Genomic DNA, 16,637 nt, shown 5'->3' on the forward strand with positions numbered 1-16,637 from the left:
TTCTCTTATGTACCCAATCATCTGTAGGAGTGAGCCTGCTCGCGATGGCGGCCTGCCAGCCGACACAATCTCCAGTGGATGTACTCAATCCCTGTGGGAGCTGGCTTGCCAGCGAAGACGGCCCGCCAGCCGACCAATCTCTTATGTACCCAATCATCTGTAGGAGTGAGCCTGCTCGCGATGGCGGCCTGCCAGCCGACACAATCTCCAGTGGATGTACTCAATCCCTGTGAGAGCTGGCCTGCCAGCGAAGACGGCCTGACAGCCGACCAATCTCTTTTGGATGTACTCAATCTGTAGCTGCCGAAAGCTGCGATCTTTCGATCTTGTTTCCTCTTGTTAAAAAATCAACCAAGCACTTGCTTGGTTGACTACGCTTGCTCCAGACCAAAAAAACAGGAGCGAGTCGCATGTCTGCCGCATTCCGTTTGCCGCTGGATGTGTTTTACGAGCGTGAGGCCCGGCACCCGCGCCTGCGTTTTCTGGTGCAGCCGGTCGGCGGCGGGCAGGTCGAGACGCTGACTTGGGCGGATGTCGGTCATCAGGCGCGTTGTGCGGCTCATTGGTTGCGCGCGCGGGAGTTGCCGCAAGGCAGTCATATCGCGCTGATTTCGAAGAATTGTGCGCACTGGATCATTGCCGATCTGGCGATCTGGATGGCCGGGCATGTGTCAGTGCCGTTGTATCCGAATCTCACTGCGGATTCTGCGGGGCAGGTACTGATTCATTCGCAAAGTGTGTTGGCGTTTATTGGCAAGCTTGATGATTGGCCAGGGATGTCGAAAGGTGTGCCGGCGGATCTGCCGACGATCAGTCTGCCGCTGCATCCGCCCGGTGAGTTCGATTTCAGTTGGGACGATCTCCAGCGCAGTTCGCCGATTCAGGATGATCCGCGTCCCGCCGCCGAGCAACTGGCGACGATCATTTACACCTCTGGCACCACTGGTATGCCCAAAGGCGTGATGCACAGTTTTGCCAATCTCGGTTTTGCCACTACTCAAGGCACGCAACTGTTCGGTCTCAATGAGACCGATCGCCTGTTGTCGTATTTACCGCTGTGTCATGTCGCCGAGCGGATGTTCGTCGAACTGGCCTCGATTTATACCGGCCAGACGGTGTTTTTCGCTGAGAGCCTCGACACCTTTATCACCGACCTGCAACGGGCCCGGCCGACCGCGATGTTCGGCGTGCCGCGCATCTGGACCAAATTTCAGATGGGTGTGTACAGCAAGATCCCGGCGAAGCGTCTGGATTTCCTTTTGGGGCTGCCGTTTATTGGCAAGCGCGTTGGCCACAAAGTGCTCGCGGGACTGGGGCTGGATGCCTTGCGCATCGCCTTGTCCGGCGCGGCGCCGGTGCCGCAGACCTTGCTCAGTTGGTATCAGAAGCTCGGGCTCGAGGTGCTGGAGGTCTACGGCATGACCGAAAGTTGCGGTTATTCGCACATTTGCCTGCCGGGCCAGTACAAACAAGGCTGGATCGGCAAGCCGTGTCCGGACGTCGAGGTGCGTATCGATGCGTCCGGCGAGGTGCAGGTGCGCAGTCAGGCGAACATGCTCGGCTATTTCAAGGAACCGCAAAAAACTGCCGAGACCATCACCGCAGATGGTTTTCTGCGCACGGGTGACAAGGGTGAGCAGGACCCTGAAGGTCGTTTGCGCCTGACCGGGCGGTTGAAGGAGATCTTCAAGACCAGCAAGGGCAAATACGTCGCGCCGGCACCGATTGAAAACCGCCTGGCAGTGCATTCGCGGATCGAACAGGTGTGTGTGGTCGGGGATGGCCTGAGTGCGCCGCTGGGCCTTTGCGTGTTGTCGGCGGTCGGCTTGCAGGATGCGGCTGGCGCGGCGCGGGCCGGGTTGCATTCAAGTCTGGAAAAACTCCTGGAGGAGGTCAACGCCGTGCTCGACAAGCATGAGCGTTTGCGGCGGCTGGTGGTGGTCCGGGACAGTTGGGCGGTGGAGAACGGTTTCCTCACGCCGACTTTGAAAATCAAGCGCAACGTCATCGAAGACACTTACGGTGCGCGCTTCGAAGAATGGAGCGAGCGCAGCGAGGCGGTGCTGTGGCAGGATTGAACGACGACTAAAACAACAAAGGAAGTCTGCGATGACCTTGTGGCGTACCACTCCGAACATCGAGCAGTTGAATGCAATCCAGAAAAACACCATCGGCGAAGTGCTGGACATCCGCTTCGAAGCATTCGACGACGAGTCCCTGACCGCGAGCATGGTCATCGACCACCGGACTCACCAGCCTTACGGTTTGTTGCATGGCGGTGCTTCGGTGGTGCTGGCGGAAACCGTCGGCTCGATGGCCAGTTATCTGTGTATCGATGCCAGCAAGTTTTATTGCGTAGGGCTGGAAATCAACGCCAACCATTTGCGCGGCTTGCGCACGGGGCGGGTGACGGCGGTGGCGAAGCCGATTCACATCGGGCGTACGACGCATGTCTGGGATATTCGATTGACCAGTGATGAAGGCAAGGCCAGTTGCGTGTCGCGGTTGACCATGGCGGTGGTGCCGCTGGGAGCGCAGCCACCCGCCAGATAATTTTAAAGATCAAAAGATCGCAGCCTTCGGCAGCTCCTACATTGGAATGTGTGTTGCGGAAGGCTGCGATCTTTGCTTTTGCGACATCTCCACCACTATTTCTGGCAGTTATGGTCATTGCCGCGAAACGTGGTCTTACGGACAATCAACACCACGTTTCCCGCTCATGGATGTACCCGCATGTCGCAACCGATCTTTTTCGCCCACGCCAACGGGTTTCCCTCGGGCACCTATGGCAAGTTGTTCGAGGCGCTGGCGCCCGAGTACCGGGTCGCGCATCTGCAGCAGCATGCCCATGACCCGCGTTTTCCGGCGGATGACAACTGGTACAACCTGGTTGATGAACTGATCCACCACTTGCAGCAGCAAGATCAACCGGTGTGGGGCGTCGGTCATTCCTTTGGTGGCGTGTTGCACCTGCATGCCGCGCTGCGTTGCCCGGAACTGTATCGCGGCGTGGTGATGCTCGATTCGCCAGTGCTGACCCGTACCGATCAGTGGGTCATCCGTGCCGCCAAGCGTTTTGGTTTCATCGACAAGCTGACACCTGCCGGCCGCACCCTTGGCCGGCGTGAAGAATTTGCCGACCTCGACAGTGCGCGCAGCTACTTTGCTGGCAAGACGCTGTTTCGTGGTTTCGATCCAGAGTGTTTCGACGCTTACCTGCAACACGGTTTGCATCAGGTCGGCGACAAGCTGCGGCTGCGCTTCGATCCTGCCACCGAAATCAGCATCTATCGCGGCGTGCCGCACACCAGTCCGGGACGCACCCGGCAACTGAAAGTGCCGCTGGCGGTGGTGCGGGGGCACACCAGTCGCGTGGTCATGCGCCATCACACCAGTTTTGTCGACCGCCTGCCGCAAGGTGAATCGCTGAGCATGCAGGGTGGTCACATGTTCCCGCTCGAACGTCCGCAAGACACCGCGTTGTTGTTGAAAGAGCTGTTTACTCGCTGGGAAACCCGTCAGCAAAAGGCATGTGCATGAACCCGACTTTCGAAGAAGTGCGTTTGAGCCTGCCGCATATCGAGCTGGCAGCGCATTTGTTCGGTCCCGAGGACGGCTTGCCGGTGATAGCCCTGCACGGTTGGCTCGATAACGCCAACAGCTTTGCGCGGCTGGCGCCGAAGCTCAAAGGCCTGCGGATCATCGCCCTCGACATGGCCGGTCATGGCCATTCCGGGCATCGTCCGAACGGCGCCGGTTACGCGTTGTGGGACTACGCCCATGACGTGCTGCAAGTCGCCGAGCAACTGGGCTGGAAGCGTTTCGGCCTGCTCGGGCATTCGATGGGCGCGATTGTTTCCATGGTGCTGGCAGGTTCGCTGCCCGAACGAATTACCCATCTGGCGTTGATCGATGGGGTGATTCCTCCTACCGACAAAGGCGAAAACGCTGCCGAACGCATGGGCATGGCCCTACAGGCGCAGCTGGATCTGCGGGAAAAGCGCAAACCGGTCTACAACAACCTCGACCGTGCCATCGAGGCGCGGATGAAAGGTTTGGTCGCGGTCAGTCGCGAAGCCGCGGAACTGTTGGCTCAGCGCGGATTGATGCCAGTGCCCGGCGGTTACACCTGGCGCACCGACAATCGTCTGACCCTGGCATCGCCGCTGCGTCTTACAGAAGAGCAGGCGATGGCCTTCGTGCAACGGATCAGTTGTCCTGCGCAATTGGTGGTCGCAGCCGACGGTATGCTGGCTAAACACCCTGAGTTGCTGGAGCGTCTACCCTTTAGCCGGGAACAGCTGCCCGGTGGCCACCATTTGCACCTGAACGACGAGTCCGGTGCCGACCTTGTCGCAGACTGTTTCAATCGCTTCTTCGCCATTCCTTGACTTGCACCGGGCAACTGTCGAGGCTGGGCGGGTTGAAATGGGAGACAACCACGATGGATTTTTATACCGCTGCAACTTCGAACAGCCAGGACGGCGCTCAGGCCACGTCCATCCGATGAGCCTGCCTATGCGCTCACTCAGTCTTCTGGCGCTGTGCTGTTTCAGTCCTTTATTGTTCGCCGCCGATGTGCCCGGCAGCCAGGATTTGCAGATCGTGCCGCGACTGGCCGATGCGCAGATCGTCGACTACCGCCCTCCAGTGGAGCTGGAGCGGATTTACCCGATGGGGGCGATCCGCAAGATCAGCGGCCAGTTGCGTTTCGACGGTCAGGTCGGCGCCCGTGGTCAAACCACCTCGGTGACTTACGAGTTGCCCCCGGAACACGCTGCTACCGAAGCCTTTACCGCCGCTCGCGAAGCCCTGCAAAAGCAGGACGCCGAATTGCTGTTCTGGTGTCAGGCCCGTGATTGCGGCGAAAGCAGCCTGTGGGCCAACGAAGTATTCGGCAATTCCAAACTCTATGGTGCCGATGAACAGCAGGCGTATTTGCTGTTGAGGCTGGCGGCACCTCGGGATAACACGCTGGTGGCGCTCTACAGCATCACTCGCGGCAATCGCAAAGCTTATCTGCACGTTGAACAGTTCGAGGCGAGCACGCCGCTGGGCGAGTTGCTGCCGACCTCGGCGACCTTGTTGCGCCAACTCAAAAGCACTGGTGAGCTGGACTTGCCGAAACTTTCCGGCGATCCCGATGACACCTGGCTGCGCCTGCTTTCCCGTGGTCTGAATCTCGACACCACGTTGCGAGTCACGGTTTCCGGGGTCAAGGCCGAGGCCTGGCGTCAGGCGCTGATCGGGCAGGGCGTGCGCGCCGCACGGATGGAAGCCGGCAGCGCCGAAAGCACTGGCTTGCGTATCGATCTGCTGCGATAAGCTGTCTGCGATTCAGTGTTTCGGGGCGGACACGCGTTGCGTGTTCGCCTACTCTTTTGCCTGACTGACTTTTTCGAGACCTTCCATGCTCAATAACGATCGACTGCTGGTGCAGATCCTGCTGTTGGTGCTGTTTGGTGCCAGCTTCTGGGTAATGGCGCCGTTCTGGTCGGCGCTGTTCTGGGGCGCGGTACTGGCGTTTGCCAGTTGGCCGCTGATGCGCTTGTTGACTCGCGTACTCGGTGGTCGCGAATCGCTGGCGGCGTTGTTGCTGACCGTTGGCTGGATGTTGCTGGTGGCGGCGCCGCTGGTGTGGCTCGGTTTTAATCTGGCTGATCACGTTCGTGATGCCACAGTGTTTATCAAGGATGTGCAGGTCGACGGGCTGCCCGAAGCGCCGACCTGGCTTGGCGGTCTGCCGTTGGTGGGCGAGCGGCTGGTCAATCTCTGGAACAGCATCGACGAGCAGGGCGCAGCGATGATGCTCGCGATCAAGCCGTATCTGGGACAGGTTGGTAACTGGTTGCTGGCGCGCAGTGCGCAGATCGGTGGCGGGATTCTCGAGCTGACCCTGAGCATCGTTTTTGTGTTCTTTTTCTATCGTGACGGGCCGCGTCTGGCGGCGTTTGTGCACAGTCTGCTGGAGCGTCTGATCGGTGATCGCGCCGGGTATTACATCGAGCTGGTGGCCGGGACTGTGCAGCGGGTGGTCAACGGGGTGATCGGGACGGCGGCGGCTCAGGCGATTCTGGCGCTGATCGGGTTCTTGATTGCCGGTGTGCCGGGCGCTCTGGTGTTGGGGATTGTGACGTTTTTGCTCAGTCTGATTCCGATGGGGCCACCGCTGGTGTGGATTCCCGCTACCGCGTGGCTGGCCTGGAAGGGTGAGTACGGGATGGCGGTGTTTCTCGGGATCTGGGGGACGTTCATCATCAGCGGCGTGGATAACGTGCTCAAGCCGTATCTGATCAGCCGGGGCGGGAATTTGCCGTTGGTGATTGTGCTGCTTGGGGTGTTTGGCGGGTTGATTGCGTTTGGGTTTATCGGGTTGTTTATCGGGCCTACGCTTTTGGCGGTTGCTTATAGTTTGTTGACGGATTGGAGCAAGAGTCAGGCGCGGGTTGAGGATCGGCGCTGATAGAGGCGTCGATGCGTTTTAGATAAAGAGCACAGCCGAGCTAACGCTCATCCTGTGAGTGGTGGAAGAGCATGCGGTCGGCTTTGCTTTTTGTGGGAGCTGGCTTTTCAGCGATGGCGGCCTGACAGCCGACCGATCTCTAACTGAATGTACTCAATTCAACTGTGGGAGCTAGCCTGCTGGCGATGGCGGCCTGACAGCCGACCGATCTCTAACTGAATGTACTCAATTCAACTGTGGGAGCTAGCCTGCTGGCGATGGCGGCCTGACAGCCGACCAATCTCTGTCAGGTGTACGCATTCCCTGTAGGAGCTGTCGAAGGCTGCGATCTTTTAATCTTGCTTTTAAAGATCGCAGCCTCGTTTCAACCCATCACCTCAGGTCGCCACATTCAGGTACTTACCCACGGGCGCTGCATTGTCGAGCGAGTACTGTTTGCTCAGGTTGGCAATCATACGGTTCAGCGCCTCAGAGGTGGTCTGAGTGCTGGCTGTCTGTTCGTCAGCAGGACGATCGCGACCTGCCTGCAGCGCTGCTTTCAGTTCGTCGCTGCTGACGCCGCCACTGCTGTCGCTATCCAGAACCTTGAGCAACGCAGCGCTGGTGTCGCTGTCGGTCGATGTGCTGCTGTCGCTGGTCTGTAAGGCGCTGCCGAGTTCGGTGGCGCTGATGCTGCCGTCGCCATCGGTGTCGAGCTGGCTGAACAGTTGGTCGCTGGATGCTTGTGGTGGCGACGGTGGCGGCGGGGTCAGGCTGGCGGTGAGTTCGTCCTGGCTGACGACGCCGTCCTTGTTGGTGTCGAGGGCCGAGAAGATTTTGCTGCTGTCGGCGGTGCTGCCGGCGCTGGACAGCCCGCTGCTCAGTTCATCGCTGCTGATGGCGCCGTCACCGTCGATGTCCAGTGCGCTGATCAGGGCGTCGGCCAGGTCGGTGTTGGGTGCTTGATCCTGCGACAGGGCGCTTTTGAGTTCGTCCTGATCCACCGCGCCGTCGCCGTTGCTGTCGAGTTTGGCGAACAGGTCTTTTTGCAATTGCTGGCTACGGGCGTTTTGCGTGGATGTGCTGCTGGTGCTGGTATAGCTCGTGTAGTTGCTGACGCTACCGATCATCGGGCTCACTCCTTGGACTGGAAAACCGGCTGGTGTACCGGCTTGTGCAGCCTCAAGGGGCAAGTTGTCGTGGGTATGTGAGCTTTGTACCGACTGGTACACAGTGAAAAGTACACAAAAACTGTAGGAGTGAGCCTGCTCGCGATGGGGGCGTGTCAGTCGGCATCTTTTTCGACGGATGTTCCGCTATCGCGAGCAGGCTCACTCCTACATTTTGGCGGTGGCGGATTCAGGCGCGGGGCAGGCGAATGATGGCGGTAAGTCCGCCGCCCGGAGTTTCTTCGAGGGTCAATTGGCCGCCCAGCCGCTGCGCCGCCTCGCGGGCAATGGTCATGCCCAGACCAACGCCGCCAGAGTTGCGATTGCGCGAACCTTCCAGGCGATAAAACGGTTCGAACACGGCTTCGCGTTTGTCCGCGGCGATGCCGGGGCCATGATCGATGACGCGGATCAGCAGTTGCTCGCGCTCATCGTGCAATTCGATGCGGGCCTGACCGGCATAACGCAGGGCGTTGTCCATCAGGTTGTTGATGCAGGAGCGCAACGCCATTGGCTGTACCGGCAACGGCGCACAGTGGCCGCTGACTTCGACGTTGGCGCCTTGGTCCTGAGCGTTTTCGCACAGCGATTCGACCAGTGCCTGCACGTCCATCAATTGCAGTGCTTCGCTGACACGCTGTTCATGCAGGTAAGTCAGGGTGGCATCGAGCATGTCGATCATGTCGTCCAGATCCTGGCGCATCTGGCCCTGCAGCTTTTCGTCGCTGATGTTTTCCAGGCGCAGCTTCAACCGAGACAGCGGTGTGCGCAGGTCATGGGAAACGGCGCCGAGCATGCGCGCACGTTGCTGAACTTGTTCGCGAATTCGCCGCTGCATCAGATTGAAGGTGTGAGCGGCTTGCCGCGCTTCCCGTGGGCCGGATTCATCCAGCGGCGGACTGTCTAGGTTCTCGCTGAGACGCTCGGCGGCGTCACTCAGGCGCTGAATCGGCCGACTCAGCAGTTTGGCGCCGTACCAGGCAGCGATCATCAGCGAGATGAACTGGAACGTCAGCGGTACCAGCGGCCCGCCGAACCATGGGCGCGGCGGGCGATGGGCGAAACGCGGGTCAGGCGGCGGTTGTTGTCCGTCGATACCCTCGGAAAATTCCGGTGGCGGCGGAGGCGGTGGCGGCCCGTAATGATGGAACCAGGCGAAAGCCAACAGGTGCGCCAGGACAATCGCCACGAACAGCACGCCAAACAGGCGACCGAACAGCGTGTCGAAGCGCGCCCGCATCAGCCGATATCCCTGGCGTCGAACAGATAACCTTCACCGCGCACGGTTTTGATCAACTGTGGGGCTTTCGGGTCGTCGCCGAGCTTCTGTCGCAGGCGCGAGACCAGCAGATCGATGCTGCGGTCGAACGCTTCGATCGAGCGGCCACGGGCGGCGTCCAGTAGTTGTTCGCGACTGAGCACTCGGCGCGGACGTTCGATGAATACCCACAGCAAACGGAATTCGGCGTTGGACAACGGCACCACCAGCCCATCGTCGGCGATCAATTGGCGCAGGACGCTGTTCAGGCGCCAGTTGTCGAAACGAATATTCGCCCGTTGCTCGGTGCGGTCGTCGCGCACCCGCCGCAGAATGGTCTGAATCCGCGCGACCAGTTCACGCGGCTCGAACGGCTTGGCCATGTAGTCATCGGCGCCCAGTTCGAGGCCGATGATGCGGTCAGTCGGTTCGCAGCGGGCGGTGAGCATCAGGATCGGGATGTCCGATTCGGCACGCAGCCAGCGGCACAGCGACAAACCGTCTTCACCGGGCAGCATCAGATCGAGCACGACCACATCAAAATGTTCGGCCTGCATCGCTTGACGCATGGCCGCGCCGTCGGTGACGCCGCTGGCGTGTATGTTGAAGCGGGCGAGGTAGTCGATCATCAGCTCGCGAATCGGTACGTCATCGTCGACGATCAGCGCCCGAATGCTCCAGCGCTTGTCGTCTTTTGGCTCATCCGTCATGGTCGTTTGGTTGCTGTGCATGGGGCTGTTTGTCTGCCTGTAGGCCGCCAACCACAAAGATGGGCTGCGAGTTTGTGTTTCAGCATAGGCGTCCTGCCGTGAGGCGGGAAGTGCTGATGTAAGAACGTGTTGCGGCTGGCGAGGCTAGCGCGGGTGCTTGTTGCGGGCGTGTCGGTTGTGTATCCGGTTCGACACAATAGTGGTGAACGCTATGCTTGATCATGGTCATCGCGACGATTTACCGATCATCGGGTGCCGCGCCGCCCCCGGTTCCGCTACAATGCGCGCCGATTTCGTCCTGCCTGAGAGCCCCTCCATGTCCGCCTGCCAGACTCCTATCATCGTCGCCCTGGATTTCCCCACCCGTGACGCCGCACTGAAGCTGGCCGACCGGTTGGACCCGAAGCTTTGCCGGGTCAAAGTGGGCAAGGAACTGTTCACCAGTTGCGCCGCGGAAATCGTCGGCACTTTGCGCGACAAAGGTTTTGAGGTGTTCCTCGACCTGAAATTCCATGACATTCCCAACACCACCGCGATGGCAGTCAAGGCCGCGGCCGAGATGGGCGTGTGGATGGTCAACGTGCACTGCTCCGGTGGCATGCGCATGATGGCAGCCTGCCGTGAAGTGCTGGACAAGCGCACTGGCCCGCAGCCGCTGTTGATCGGCGTGACCGTGCTGACCAGCATGGAGCGTGAAGATCTGGCCGGTATCGGTCTGGACATCGAGCCTCAGGAGCAGGTTCTGCGTCTGGCGGCACTGGCCGAGAAGGCCGGGATGGATGGTCTGGTGTGTTCGGCGCTGGAAGCGCAGGCGCTGAAAACCGCGCATCCTTCGCTGCAACTGGTGACGCCGGGGATTCGTCCTGCGGGCAGCGCTCAGGACGATCAGCGCCGCATTCTGACCCCGCGTCAGGCGCTGGATGCCGGTTCCGATTATCTGGTGATTGGCCGTCCGATCAGCCAGGCAGCCGACCCGGCGCAGGCACTGGCTTCGGTCGTAGCCGAAATCGCCTGATCGAACGCTGAGGTCAAATTGTAGGAGTGAGCCTGCTCGCGATGAGGGTTTGTCAGTCGACATTACTGTTGATTGATACACCGCTATCGCGAGCAGGCTCACTCCTGCATTGTTTTGCGCTGGTTTTAGACTTTCAGCACTAACTTGCCGAAATTCTCACCGCTGAACAGTTTCATCAGCGTCTCCGGGAAGGTTTCCAGCCCTTCGACGATGTCTTCCTTGCTCTTGAGTTGCCCCTTGGCCATCCAGCCGGCCATTTCCTGCGCTGCACTCGCGTACTGGGCGGCGTAGTCCATCACCACAAACCCTTCCATTCGTGCACGATTGACCAGCAGCGAAAGATAGTTGGCCGGGCCTTTGACTGCTTCCTTGTTGTTGTACTGGCTGATGGCGCCGCAGATGACCACGCGCGCCTTCATGTTCAGTCGGCTCAACACCGCGTCGAGAATGTCACCGCCGACGTTGTCGAAATACACGTCCACGCCTTTCGGGCATTCGCGTTTAAGCCCGGCCACCACGTCTTCGCTCTTGTAGTCGATGGCGCCGTCGAAGCCCAGTTCATCGATGAGGAATTTGCACTTGTCGGCGCCGCCAGCGATGCCGACCACGCGACAGCCTTTGATCTTGGCGATCTGCCCGGCAATGCTGCCCACCGCACCCGCAGCGCCGGATAGCACCACGGTGTCGCCAGCCTTCGGCGCGCCGACATCCAGCAAAGCGAAATAAGCGGTCATGCCGGTCATGCCCAAGGCAGACAGGTAAACCGGCAGCGGGGCAAGTTTCGGATCGACTTTGTAGAAACCTCTTGGGTCGCCGAGGAAATAATCCTGCACACCAATGGCACCGTTGACGTAGTCCCCGACCGCGAAGCCCGGGTTGTTCGATGCGACGACTTTGCCTACGCCAAGGGCGCGCATTACCTCACCGATACCGACCGGCGGGATGTAGGACTTGCCCTCATTCATCCAGCCGCGCATGGCCGGGTCGAGGGACAGATATTCGTTCTTGACCAGAATCTGGCCTGCCGCAGGTTCTCCGACCGGTACTTCCTGGTAGGTGAAGGTTTCGCGGGTCGCGGCACCCACCGGGCGTTTGGCGAGGAGAAACTGGCGATTGGTCTGGGTAGTCATGGCAGGCACTCAAGCTCAATGAAGCCTTGTTGATAGCCCTTCATCGGCAATGCCGCAAGGTTGGCTGATGCGGCGAATGCGTAGCGATCCAGTGCAGTGATAGTCATCCCGTGGGTTTTATCACTGCGATTCATGCAGCGATAAGCAGCGTTTGGATAGTGCTGCCGCTGTGCGGGGCGCTGTGCCTATGCTGCAACTTCGCAATCTCCCTGCATCTATCCGTTCGAGGACATAACAATGAGCATGACGTTTTCCGGCCAGGTTGCCGTAGTGACGGGCGCAGCCAATGGCATTGGCCGTGCGACTGCGCAGGCGTTCGCCGCCGAAGGCTTGAAAGTGGTGGTGGCCGATCTGGATGCGGCAGGCGGGGAGGGTACGGTTGCGCTGATTCGTACAGCCGGTGGCGAAGCGACCTTCGTGCGTTGCAACGTTACCGTCGAAAGTGATGTGAAGAATCTGATGGACGAGGTGATCAATACCTACGGCCGTCTCGACTATGCGTTCAACAACGCCGGTATCGAAATCGAAAAAGGCAAACTCGCCGAAGGCTCGATGGACGAGTTCGACGCGATCATTGGCGTCAACGTCAAAGGCGTCTGGCTGTGCATGAAGTATCAATTGCCGCTGTTGCTGGCCCAGGGTGGCGGGGCGATCGTCAATACCGCATCGGTGGCGGGGCTTGGCGCGGCGCCGAAGATGAGCATCTACGCGGCGTCCAAACACGCGGTGATCGGCTTGACCAAATCGGCGGCGATCGAGTACGCCAAGAAGAAAATCCGCGTCAACGCGGTTTGCCCGGCGGTGATCGATACCGATATGTTCCGTCGCGCTTATGAGGCTGATCCGAAAAAGGGTGAGTTCGCCAACGCAATGCATCCGGTCGGGCGCATCGGCAAAGTCGAGGAAATCGCCAGTGCCGTGCTTTATCTGTGCAGTGACGGTGCGGCGTTCACCACAGGTCATTCGCTGGCGGTGGATGGCGGGGTTACGGCCTTCTGATCGAAGAGCCTTTGGGTAGGAAAAAAAACCGCATTCGTGCGGTTTTTTTGGTTTTCGCCGAACGGTTCCTTAAACCCGCTAAACAATGTGTATCAAATAGTTAGAACGGTCGCTTTTGACGGCGTTGTCGCACAGCCTGTACGGCGTGGCTGTGATTTACTGCCGCCAGCAAAACGGACAGGAGTTTGCGTGCTCATGGAATTGAGAATTGACCGACAGGCAATGGTGCCGGTCGTACAGCAGATCGTTGACGGGGTGACTGACTGGATCTCGCGTAGTGGCTCGGAGCCGAGCACACGCTTGCCTTCCGTACGGCAAATTGCACGGTCCAATCTACTCAGCCAATCGTGCGTTCAGGAGGCGTGCGAGCGTCTTGTAGCGCAAGGTGTTCTGGCTCCGCGGGCGGGTGCGGGATTCATGGTGGCTGAGCAGACTGCCAATACCGGACGCAATGCCCGGCCTGCGGGAAACGAAATCGGACTGGCGGCGTTCAATTCGATCAGTGCACTGCCGGGACGGCTGAAACTGGGCGGCGCTGGTTTGCCGGAAAACTGGCGTGAGTCCGATGACCTGAGCTACGCGATCCGTCAGGTTGCCCGAACCGACATGGCCAGCCTGTTCAATTACGGCACGCCACTGGGTCTACTGGCGCTGCGTCAGCAGATCGTCAAACGGCTGAAACTGGTCAATATCGAAGCCAGCGACGAGCAGATATTGACCACTTCCGGTGCCAGTCATGCGCTGGATCTGATCGTGCGAGCACTGTTCAAGGCCGGCGATTACGCAGTGGTTGAAACGCCGGGGTACTCCCCTTTGTTCGATTTGTTGCGGCTGCACGGTGTGCATCTGCTCGAAGTGCGCCGAACGCCGGTTGGCCCCGACATCCCGGCACTTGAAGCATTGCTGCAGCAGTTTCAGCCGGTCGCGATGTTCATCAACAGCCATCATCACAATCCCACCGGCACTTGTGTGGCACCGGCTGTGGCGCAACAGGTCGTGCAGTTGTGCACTGCCCATGATGTGCGCCTGATCGAAGATGATGTCTACGCTGATATGCACAATGGCAACGGCACCCGGCTGGCGGCGCTGGATGAGCGAGTGGTTTATGTCGGCAGTTTTTCCAAGACCCTGAGCAGTTCGCTGCGGGTCGGATTTGTATTGGCCGACCAGCAACTGATCACGCGATTGGCCAGGATCAAGATGATCAGCAGCATGGGCGCGTCGAGCTTCAATGAGGCGGTATTGGCCAGCCTGATCGCCAGCGGTGCCTATCGCAAACTGGTACAGCGCCAGCGCCAGCGTCTGAATCTCGACCGTGTTGCGGCCATTCAGGCGCTGGAAGAGGCTGACTGGGAAGTTTTCGGCAAACCGTGCGGCGGGCTATTCATCTGGGCCCGACCTCCCGTGAGAGACGATGCCCGCTTACGCCGCCACGCACAGCGCAGTGGCGTGCAGTTGTCCGCCGCGAATGCCTTCACTCCCGGTGGCGAGGCGAGCGACTGGCAGCGGATCAATGTCGCCTATGCTTGTGACCCACGCGCCCGGCAGTTTTTTCGCAGCACCCATGTGGATCGACCTCAAACGTTCTGAAAACGACGCGAGCGTAGCTTTTTGCCATTATTCCGACGCCAGAGACTTGTGCTGGTTCATGGCCGTTGCGAATCTTCATTCACAGACTATGGCAGGGGACTACGCGCAATGATTTCGGCCGTGCAAGGACGTTTTGCCAACCTCGGTATGGCGAAAAAACTGGGTGTAGGGTTTGTGCTGGTGTTGCTGCTGACCGCGTTGGTGGCTGCGATTGGTGTCTGGTCTCTGCAAACCATCAGTCAGCGTTTCGATGGGCTCAAGCAGATGTCGACGCTCAACAGCGATTTGATCAAGGTGCGCTTGCTTGAGCAGGACTATGCCCTGCACGGTAATCCGAAAACCGCCGACGCCTTGCGCGCAGGTGTCGACGCTCTGGTGGTGCAGGCCGATCAACTCAAGGTGCAGTCACCGGCCAACGTGGCGGTAATGAATGATGTCGAGCAGTCGCTGGCAGCCTACCGCAAGGCGTTCGATGAATTCGTTTCGCTGACGCAGGCCAAGGATCTGGCGCTGGAAATGGCCAGTTGGTCGGTGTCCAGCGTGGCCAATAACCTTGATGTTTTGCAGGCCGGGCTCGCTGATGATGGCGCCTATACCTTGAAGGAAAGCGAGGGCAAGGATGGCGCCCAGTTCATCGAACAGGCCAGTCAGGTCAGTCAGGTTTCGCGCTTGATGTTGCAAGCCATGAACGAGGCGCGGGTTCGTCTTGACCAAAGCCGCAAGGGCGACGCCGAGAGCGCTGGCAAGGGCAACATCGAACAGGCGGCGCAGGCGCAGAGCCAAGCGGAAGCGCTGAAGTCCTCGATCAAGGATGAGGGCTATTTGACCGTGCTCAACGAGGTCTCCGGGCATATTGCCGGGTTCAACGACAAGCTGGCCGAGTACACCGGGCTGCTGGCCCAGGAAAAAACCGTCTACGAACAATTGCACCAACGCGCTGCACAAGTGGTGGAGCGGGTGGATCAGGCTTATGTGGCTGAAGACACCGCGATGCAGGCCGAACTGAAGAAAAATTCTGCGTTGATCATTGGCTCCTCGGCGCTGGCCTTGCTGGTCGGGCTGATTGCCGCTTGGGTTATTACGCGGTTGATCGTCGCGCCGTTGCGCAGTGTTATTCATGTCGCGCAGCAGATTGCCGCCGGGGATTTGAGTGCGACGGTGCAAGTGACCCGTCGAGATGAGATCGGCCAGTTGATGCAGGCAATGCAGCAGATGGGGGCAGGGCTGAGCACTATCGTCAGCGGCTTGCAGGCAGGTATCGAACAGTTGGCGAGTTCGGCGCAATCGCTGTCGGCAGTGACCGAGCAGACCAATCTTGAGGTCAGCAGCCAGAAGGAAGAAACCGAGCAGGTCGCCACGGCCATGAATCAGATGACCGCGACTGTGCATGACGTGGCGCGCAATGCTGAAGAGGCGGCGCTGGCGGCGCAGACTGCCGATGGCAAGGTCGAGACTGGCCAGTCGGTGGTACGCCAGAGCATGGCGCGGATTGAACAACTGGCGGATTCGGCGAACTCGGCGAGTTCGAGTATCGAGAGCCTCAGTGCGCAGATCCAGAATATCGGTACGGTACTGGATGTGATCAAGAGTGTTGCCGAGCAGACCAATCTGCTCGCGCTCAATGCGGCGATCGAGGCGGCGCGGGCTGGCGAGCAGGGCAGGGGATTTGCGGTGGTGGCTGATGAGGTACGTGCACTGGCGCGGCGAACTCAGCAATCGACCGAGGAGATTGAGCGTCTGGTCATTGCTTTGCGTGCGGCGGCGCATTCGTCGGTGCAGCAGATTCAGAGCAGTGGCGAGTTGGTGAAGCTGGCGGTGAGTGATGCGCTTCACACCGAAAGTGCGTTGGGCAGTATTGCGGCGGCGGTGTCGTTGATTCAGCAGATGAACCAGCAGATTGCGGCGGCGGCTGAGGAGCAGAGTTCGGTGGCGGAGGAGATTAATCGCAGTGTGACGAGTATTCGTGCGAGTGCGGATCAGTCTTCGATTGCGATGCGGGGGAATGCGGCTTCGAGTATTGAGCTGGCGCAGTTGGGGAGTGAGTTGCGGGGGATGGTCGGGCATTTTCGACTTTGACGACTTTGACGACCTTGGCGGCCTTTGGGCCGACCAGGTTCTTGGGTGTTTTTTGTGAATATCCGTTTTTTTGGGTGTTGCGGCTGGCGGTTTCGCTTTTACAGCGACTCACTTTGGCAAACGCCCCAAAGTAAGCAAAGGTCTGGGCCCCAACGTTCGGCCCGCTCGCTGGGGCTCGGGGTTCCTTCGCTCCGGGTTTCATCCGGGGGGATCGCCTACGGTTTGCTTCGCTGCACCTCCTCTCGATC

15 protein-coding genes and 1 pseudogene are annotated in these 16,637 nt (G+C 59.5%); 11 read left to right on the plus strand and 5 right to left on the minus strand.

Features of this window, described 5'->3' with window-relative positions; translation table 11 throughout:
* The first annotated feature begins 410 nt into the window (after nt 1–410).
* From ACIOZM_RS27605 to ACIOZM_RS27630, 6 genes are all read left to right on the plus strand, one after another.
* On the plus strand, nt 411–2,078 hold the full coding sequence (locus ACIOZM_RS27605; protein WP_401219827.1) for an AMP-binding protein: 1,668 nt from the start codon (nt 411–413) through the stop codon (nt 2,076–2,078).
* 31 nt (nt 2,079–2,109) lie between these two features.
* Nucleotides 2,110–2,553, plus strand: a complete 444-nt coding sequence (locus ACIOZM_RS27610; RefSeq protein ID WP_401219830.1) for a hotdog fold thioesterase — start codon at nt 2,110–2,112, stop codon at nt 2,551–2,553.
* A 180-nt stretch (nt 2,554–2,733) separates the two neighbouring features.
* Complete coding sequence (locus tag ACIOZM_RS27615; protein WP_401219833.1) at nt 2,734–3,540, plus strand: alpha/beta fold hydrolase; 807 nt, start codon at nt 2,734–2,736, stop codon at nt 3,538–3,540.
* The gene (locus tag ACIOZM_RS27620; protein WP_401219835.1) at nt 3,537–4,391 is read left to right on the plus strand and encodes an alpha/beta hydrolase; all 855 of its coding nucleotides are present in this window, start codon (nt 3,537–3,539) and stop codon (nt 4,389–4,391) included. Before ACIOZM_RS27615 ends, ACIOZM_RS27620 begins: the two co-directional genes overlap by 4 nt.
* A 127-nt stretch (nt 4,392–4,518) precedes the next feature.
* Entirely contained in the window at nt 4,519–5,325 is an 807-nt protein-coding gene (locus tag ACIOZM_RS27625) for a DUF4892 domain-containing protein (RefSeq protein ID WP_401219837.1), read from the plus strand.
* A gap of 85 nt (nt 5,326–5,410) precedes the next feature.
* Nucleotides 5,411–6,463: an AI-2E family transporter gene (locus ACIOZM_RS27630; RefSeq protein WP_401219839.1), complete on the plus strand. Its 1,053-nt coding sequence runs from the start codon at nt 5,411–5,413 to the stop codon at nt 6,461–6,463.
* 377 nt (nt 6,464–6,840) lie between these two features.
* Here ACIOZM_RS27630 and ACIOZM_RS27635 read toward each other — a convergent pair whose 3' ends face one another.
* From ACIOZM_RS27635 to ACIOZM_RS27645, 3 genes are all read right to left on the minus strand, one after another.
* A complete protein-coding gene (locus ACIOZM_RS27635) occupies nt 6,841–7,572 on the minus strand; it encodes an EF-hand domain-containing protein (protein ID WP_401219841.1) in 732 nt (243 codons plus the stop codon).
* A gap of 229 nt (nt 7,573–7,801) precedes the next feature.
* Nucleotides 7,802–8,851: an ATP-binding protein gene (locus tag ACIOZM_RS27640; RefSeq protein ID WP_401219844.1), complete on the minus strand. Its 1,050-nt coding sequence runs from the start codon at nt 8,849–8,851 to the stop codon at nt 7,802–7,804.
* Entirely contained in the window at nt 8,851–9,600 is a 750-nt protein-coding gene (locus ACIOZM_RS27645; RefSeq protein ID WP_401219847.1) for a response regulator, read from the minus strand. Before ACIOZM_RS27645 ends, ACIOZM_RS27640 begins: the two co-directional genes overlap by 1 nt.
* Nucleotides 9,601–9,895: 295 nt before the next feature.
* Between ACIOZM_RS27645 and pyrF the strand changes: the two genes are divergently transcribed.
* Entirely contained in the window at nt 9,896–10,594 is a 699-nt protein-coding gene (pyrF, locus tag ACIOZM_RS27650; protein ID WP_401219850.1) for an orotidine-5'-phosphate decarboxylase, read from the plus strand.
* Nucleotides 10,595–10,719: 125 nt separating this feature from the next.
* Here pyrF and ACIOZM_RS27655 read toward each other — a convergent pair whose 3' ends face one another.
* Together ACIOZM_RS27655 and ACIOZM_RS27660 are read right to left on the minus strand one after the other, a co-directional pair.
* On the minus strand, nt 10,720–11,724 hold the full coding sequence (locus ACIOZM_RS27655) for an NADP-dependent oxidoreductase (RefSeq protein ID WP_401219852.1): 1,005 nt from the start codon (nt 11,722–11,724) through the stop codon (nt 10,720–10,722).
* The gene (locus ACIOZM_RS27660) at nt 11,721–11,858 is read right to left on the minus strand and encodes a hypothetical protein (RefSeq protein ID WP_401219853.1); all 138 of its coding nucleotides are present in this window, start codon (nt 11,856–11,858) and stop codon (nt 11,721–11,723) included. The genes ACIOZM_RS27655 and ACIOZM_RS27660 overlap by 4 nt, the downstream gene beginning before the upstream one ends.
* A 103-nt stretch (nt 11,859–11,961) precedes the next feature.
* Here ACIOZM_RS27660 and ACIOZM_RS27665 point away from each other — a divergent pair, with 103 nt between their 5' ends.
* The 4 genes and pseudogenes from ACIOZM_RS27665 (at nt 11,962) to ACIOZM_RS27680 (ending at nt 16,389) form a co-directional block, all read left to right on the plus strand.
* On the plus strand, nt 11,962–12,723 hold the full coding sequence (locus ACIOZM_RS27665) for an SDR family oxidoreductase (RefSeq protein ID WP_401219856.1): 762 nt from the start codon (nt 11,962–11,964) through the stop codon (nt 12,721–12,723).
* Nucleotides 12,724–12,918: 195 nt separating this feature from the next.
* Nucleotides 12,919–14,313 carry a PLP-dependent aminotransferase family protein gene (locus tag ACIOZM_RS27670; RefSeq protein ID WP_401219859.1) on the plus strand — a complete coding sequence of 465 codons (1,395 nt, stop codon included), beginning with the start codon at nt 12,919–12,921 and terminating at the stop codon, nt 14,311–14,313.
* A gap of 147 nt (nt 14,314–14,460) precedes the next feature.
* Nucleotides 14,461–15,528, plus strand: a pseudogene (locus tag ACIOZM_RS27675) (HAMP domain-containing protein); the annotation flags it as partial.
* Complete coding sequence (locus ACIOZM_RS27680; RefSeq protein WP_401219861.1) at nt 15,526–16,389, plus strand: methyl-accepting chemotaxis protein; 864 nt, start codon at nt 15,526–15,528, stop codon at nt 16,387–16,389. The pseudogene ACIOZM_RS27675 and the gene ACIOZM_RS27680, both read left to right, overlap by 3 nt.
* Nucleotides 16,390–16,637 lie beyond the last annotated feature (248 nt).

Source organism: Pseudomonas sp. NPDC087346, from assembly GCF_044744235.1.
Classification (GTDB): domain Bacteria; phylum Pseudomonadota; class Gammaproteobacteria; order Pseudomonadales; family Pseudomonadaceae; genus Aquipseudomonas.

What these genes read in the sequence shown, in the direction of transcription:
- ACIOZM_RS27605 (WP_401219827.1), top strand. Translation starts at nt 411, where the DNA reads ATGTCTGCCGCATTCCGTTTGCCGCTGGATGTGTTTTACGAGCGTGAG.
- ACIOZM_RS27610 (WP_401219830.1), top strand. Translation starts at nt 2,110, where the DNA reads ATGACCTTGTGGCGTACCACTCCGAACATCGAGCAGTTGAATGCAATC.
- ACIOZM_RS27615 (WP_401219833.1), top strand. Translation starts at nt 2,734, where the DNA reads ATGTCGCAACCGATCTTTTTCGCCCACGCCAACGGGTTTCCCTCGGGC.
- ACIOZM_RS27620 (WP_401219835.1), top strand. Translation starts at nt 3,537, where the DNA reads ATGAACCCGACTTTCGAAGAAGTGCGTTTGAGCCTGCCGCATATCGAG.
- ACIOZM_RS27625 (WP_401219837.1), top strand. Translation starts at nt 4,519, where the DNA reads ATGCGCTCACTCAGTCTTCTGGCGCTGTGCTGTTTCAGTCCTTTATTG.
- ACIOZM_RS27630 (WP_401219839.1), top strand. Translation starts at nt 5,411, where the DNA reads ATGCTCAATAACGATCGACTGCTGGTGCAGATCCTGCTGTTGGTGCTG.
- ACIOZM_RS27635 (WP_401219841.1), bottom strand. Translation starts at nt 7,572, where the DNA reads ATGATCGGTAGCGTCAGCAACTACACGAGCTATACCAGCACCAGCAGC.
- ACIOZM_RS27640 (WP_401219844.1), bottom strand. Translation starts at nt 8,851, where the DNA reads ATGCGGGCGCGCTTCGACACGCTGTTCGGTCGCCTGTTTGGCGTGCTG.
- ACIOZM_RS27645 (WP_401219847.1), bottom strand. Translation starts at nt 9,600, where the DNA reads ATGCACAGCAACCAAACGACCATGACGGATGAGCCAAAAGACGACAAG.
- pyrF (WP_401219850.1), top strand. Translation starts at nt 9,896, where the DNA reads ATGTCCGCCTGCCAGACTCCTATCATCGTCGCCCTGGATTTCCCCACC.
- ACIOZM_RS27655 (WP_401219852.1), bottom strand. Translation starts at nt 11,724, where the DNA reads ATGACTACCCAGACCAATCGCCAGTTTCTCCTCGCCAAACGCCCGGTG.
- ACIOZM_RS27660 (WP_401219853.1), bottom strand. Translation starts at nt 11,858, where the DNA reads ATGAATCGCAGTGATAAAACCCACGGGATGACTATCACTGCACTGGAT.
- ACIOZM_RS27665 (WP_401219856.1), top strand. Translation starts at nt 11,962, where the DNA reads ATGAGCATGACGTTTTCCGGCCAGGTTGCCGTAGTGACGGGCGCAGCC.
- ACIOZM_RS27670 (WP_401219859.1), top strand. Translation starts at nt 12,919, where the DNA reads ATGGAATTGAGAATTGACCGACAGGCAATGGTGCCGGTCGTACAGCAG.
- ACIOZM_RS27680 (WP_401219861.1), top strand. Translation starts at nt 15,526, where the DNA reads ATGGGGGCAGGGCTGAGCACTATCGTCAGCGGCTTGCAGGCAGGTATC.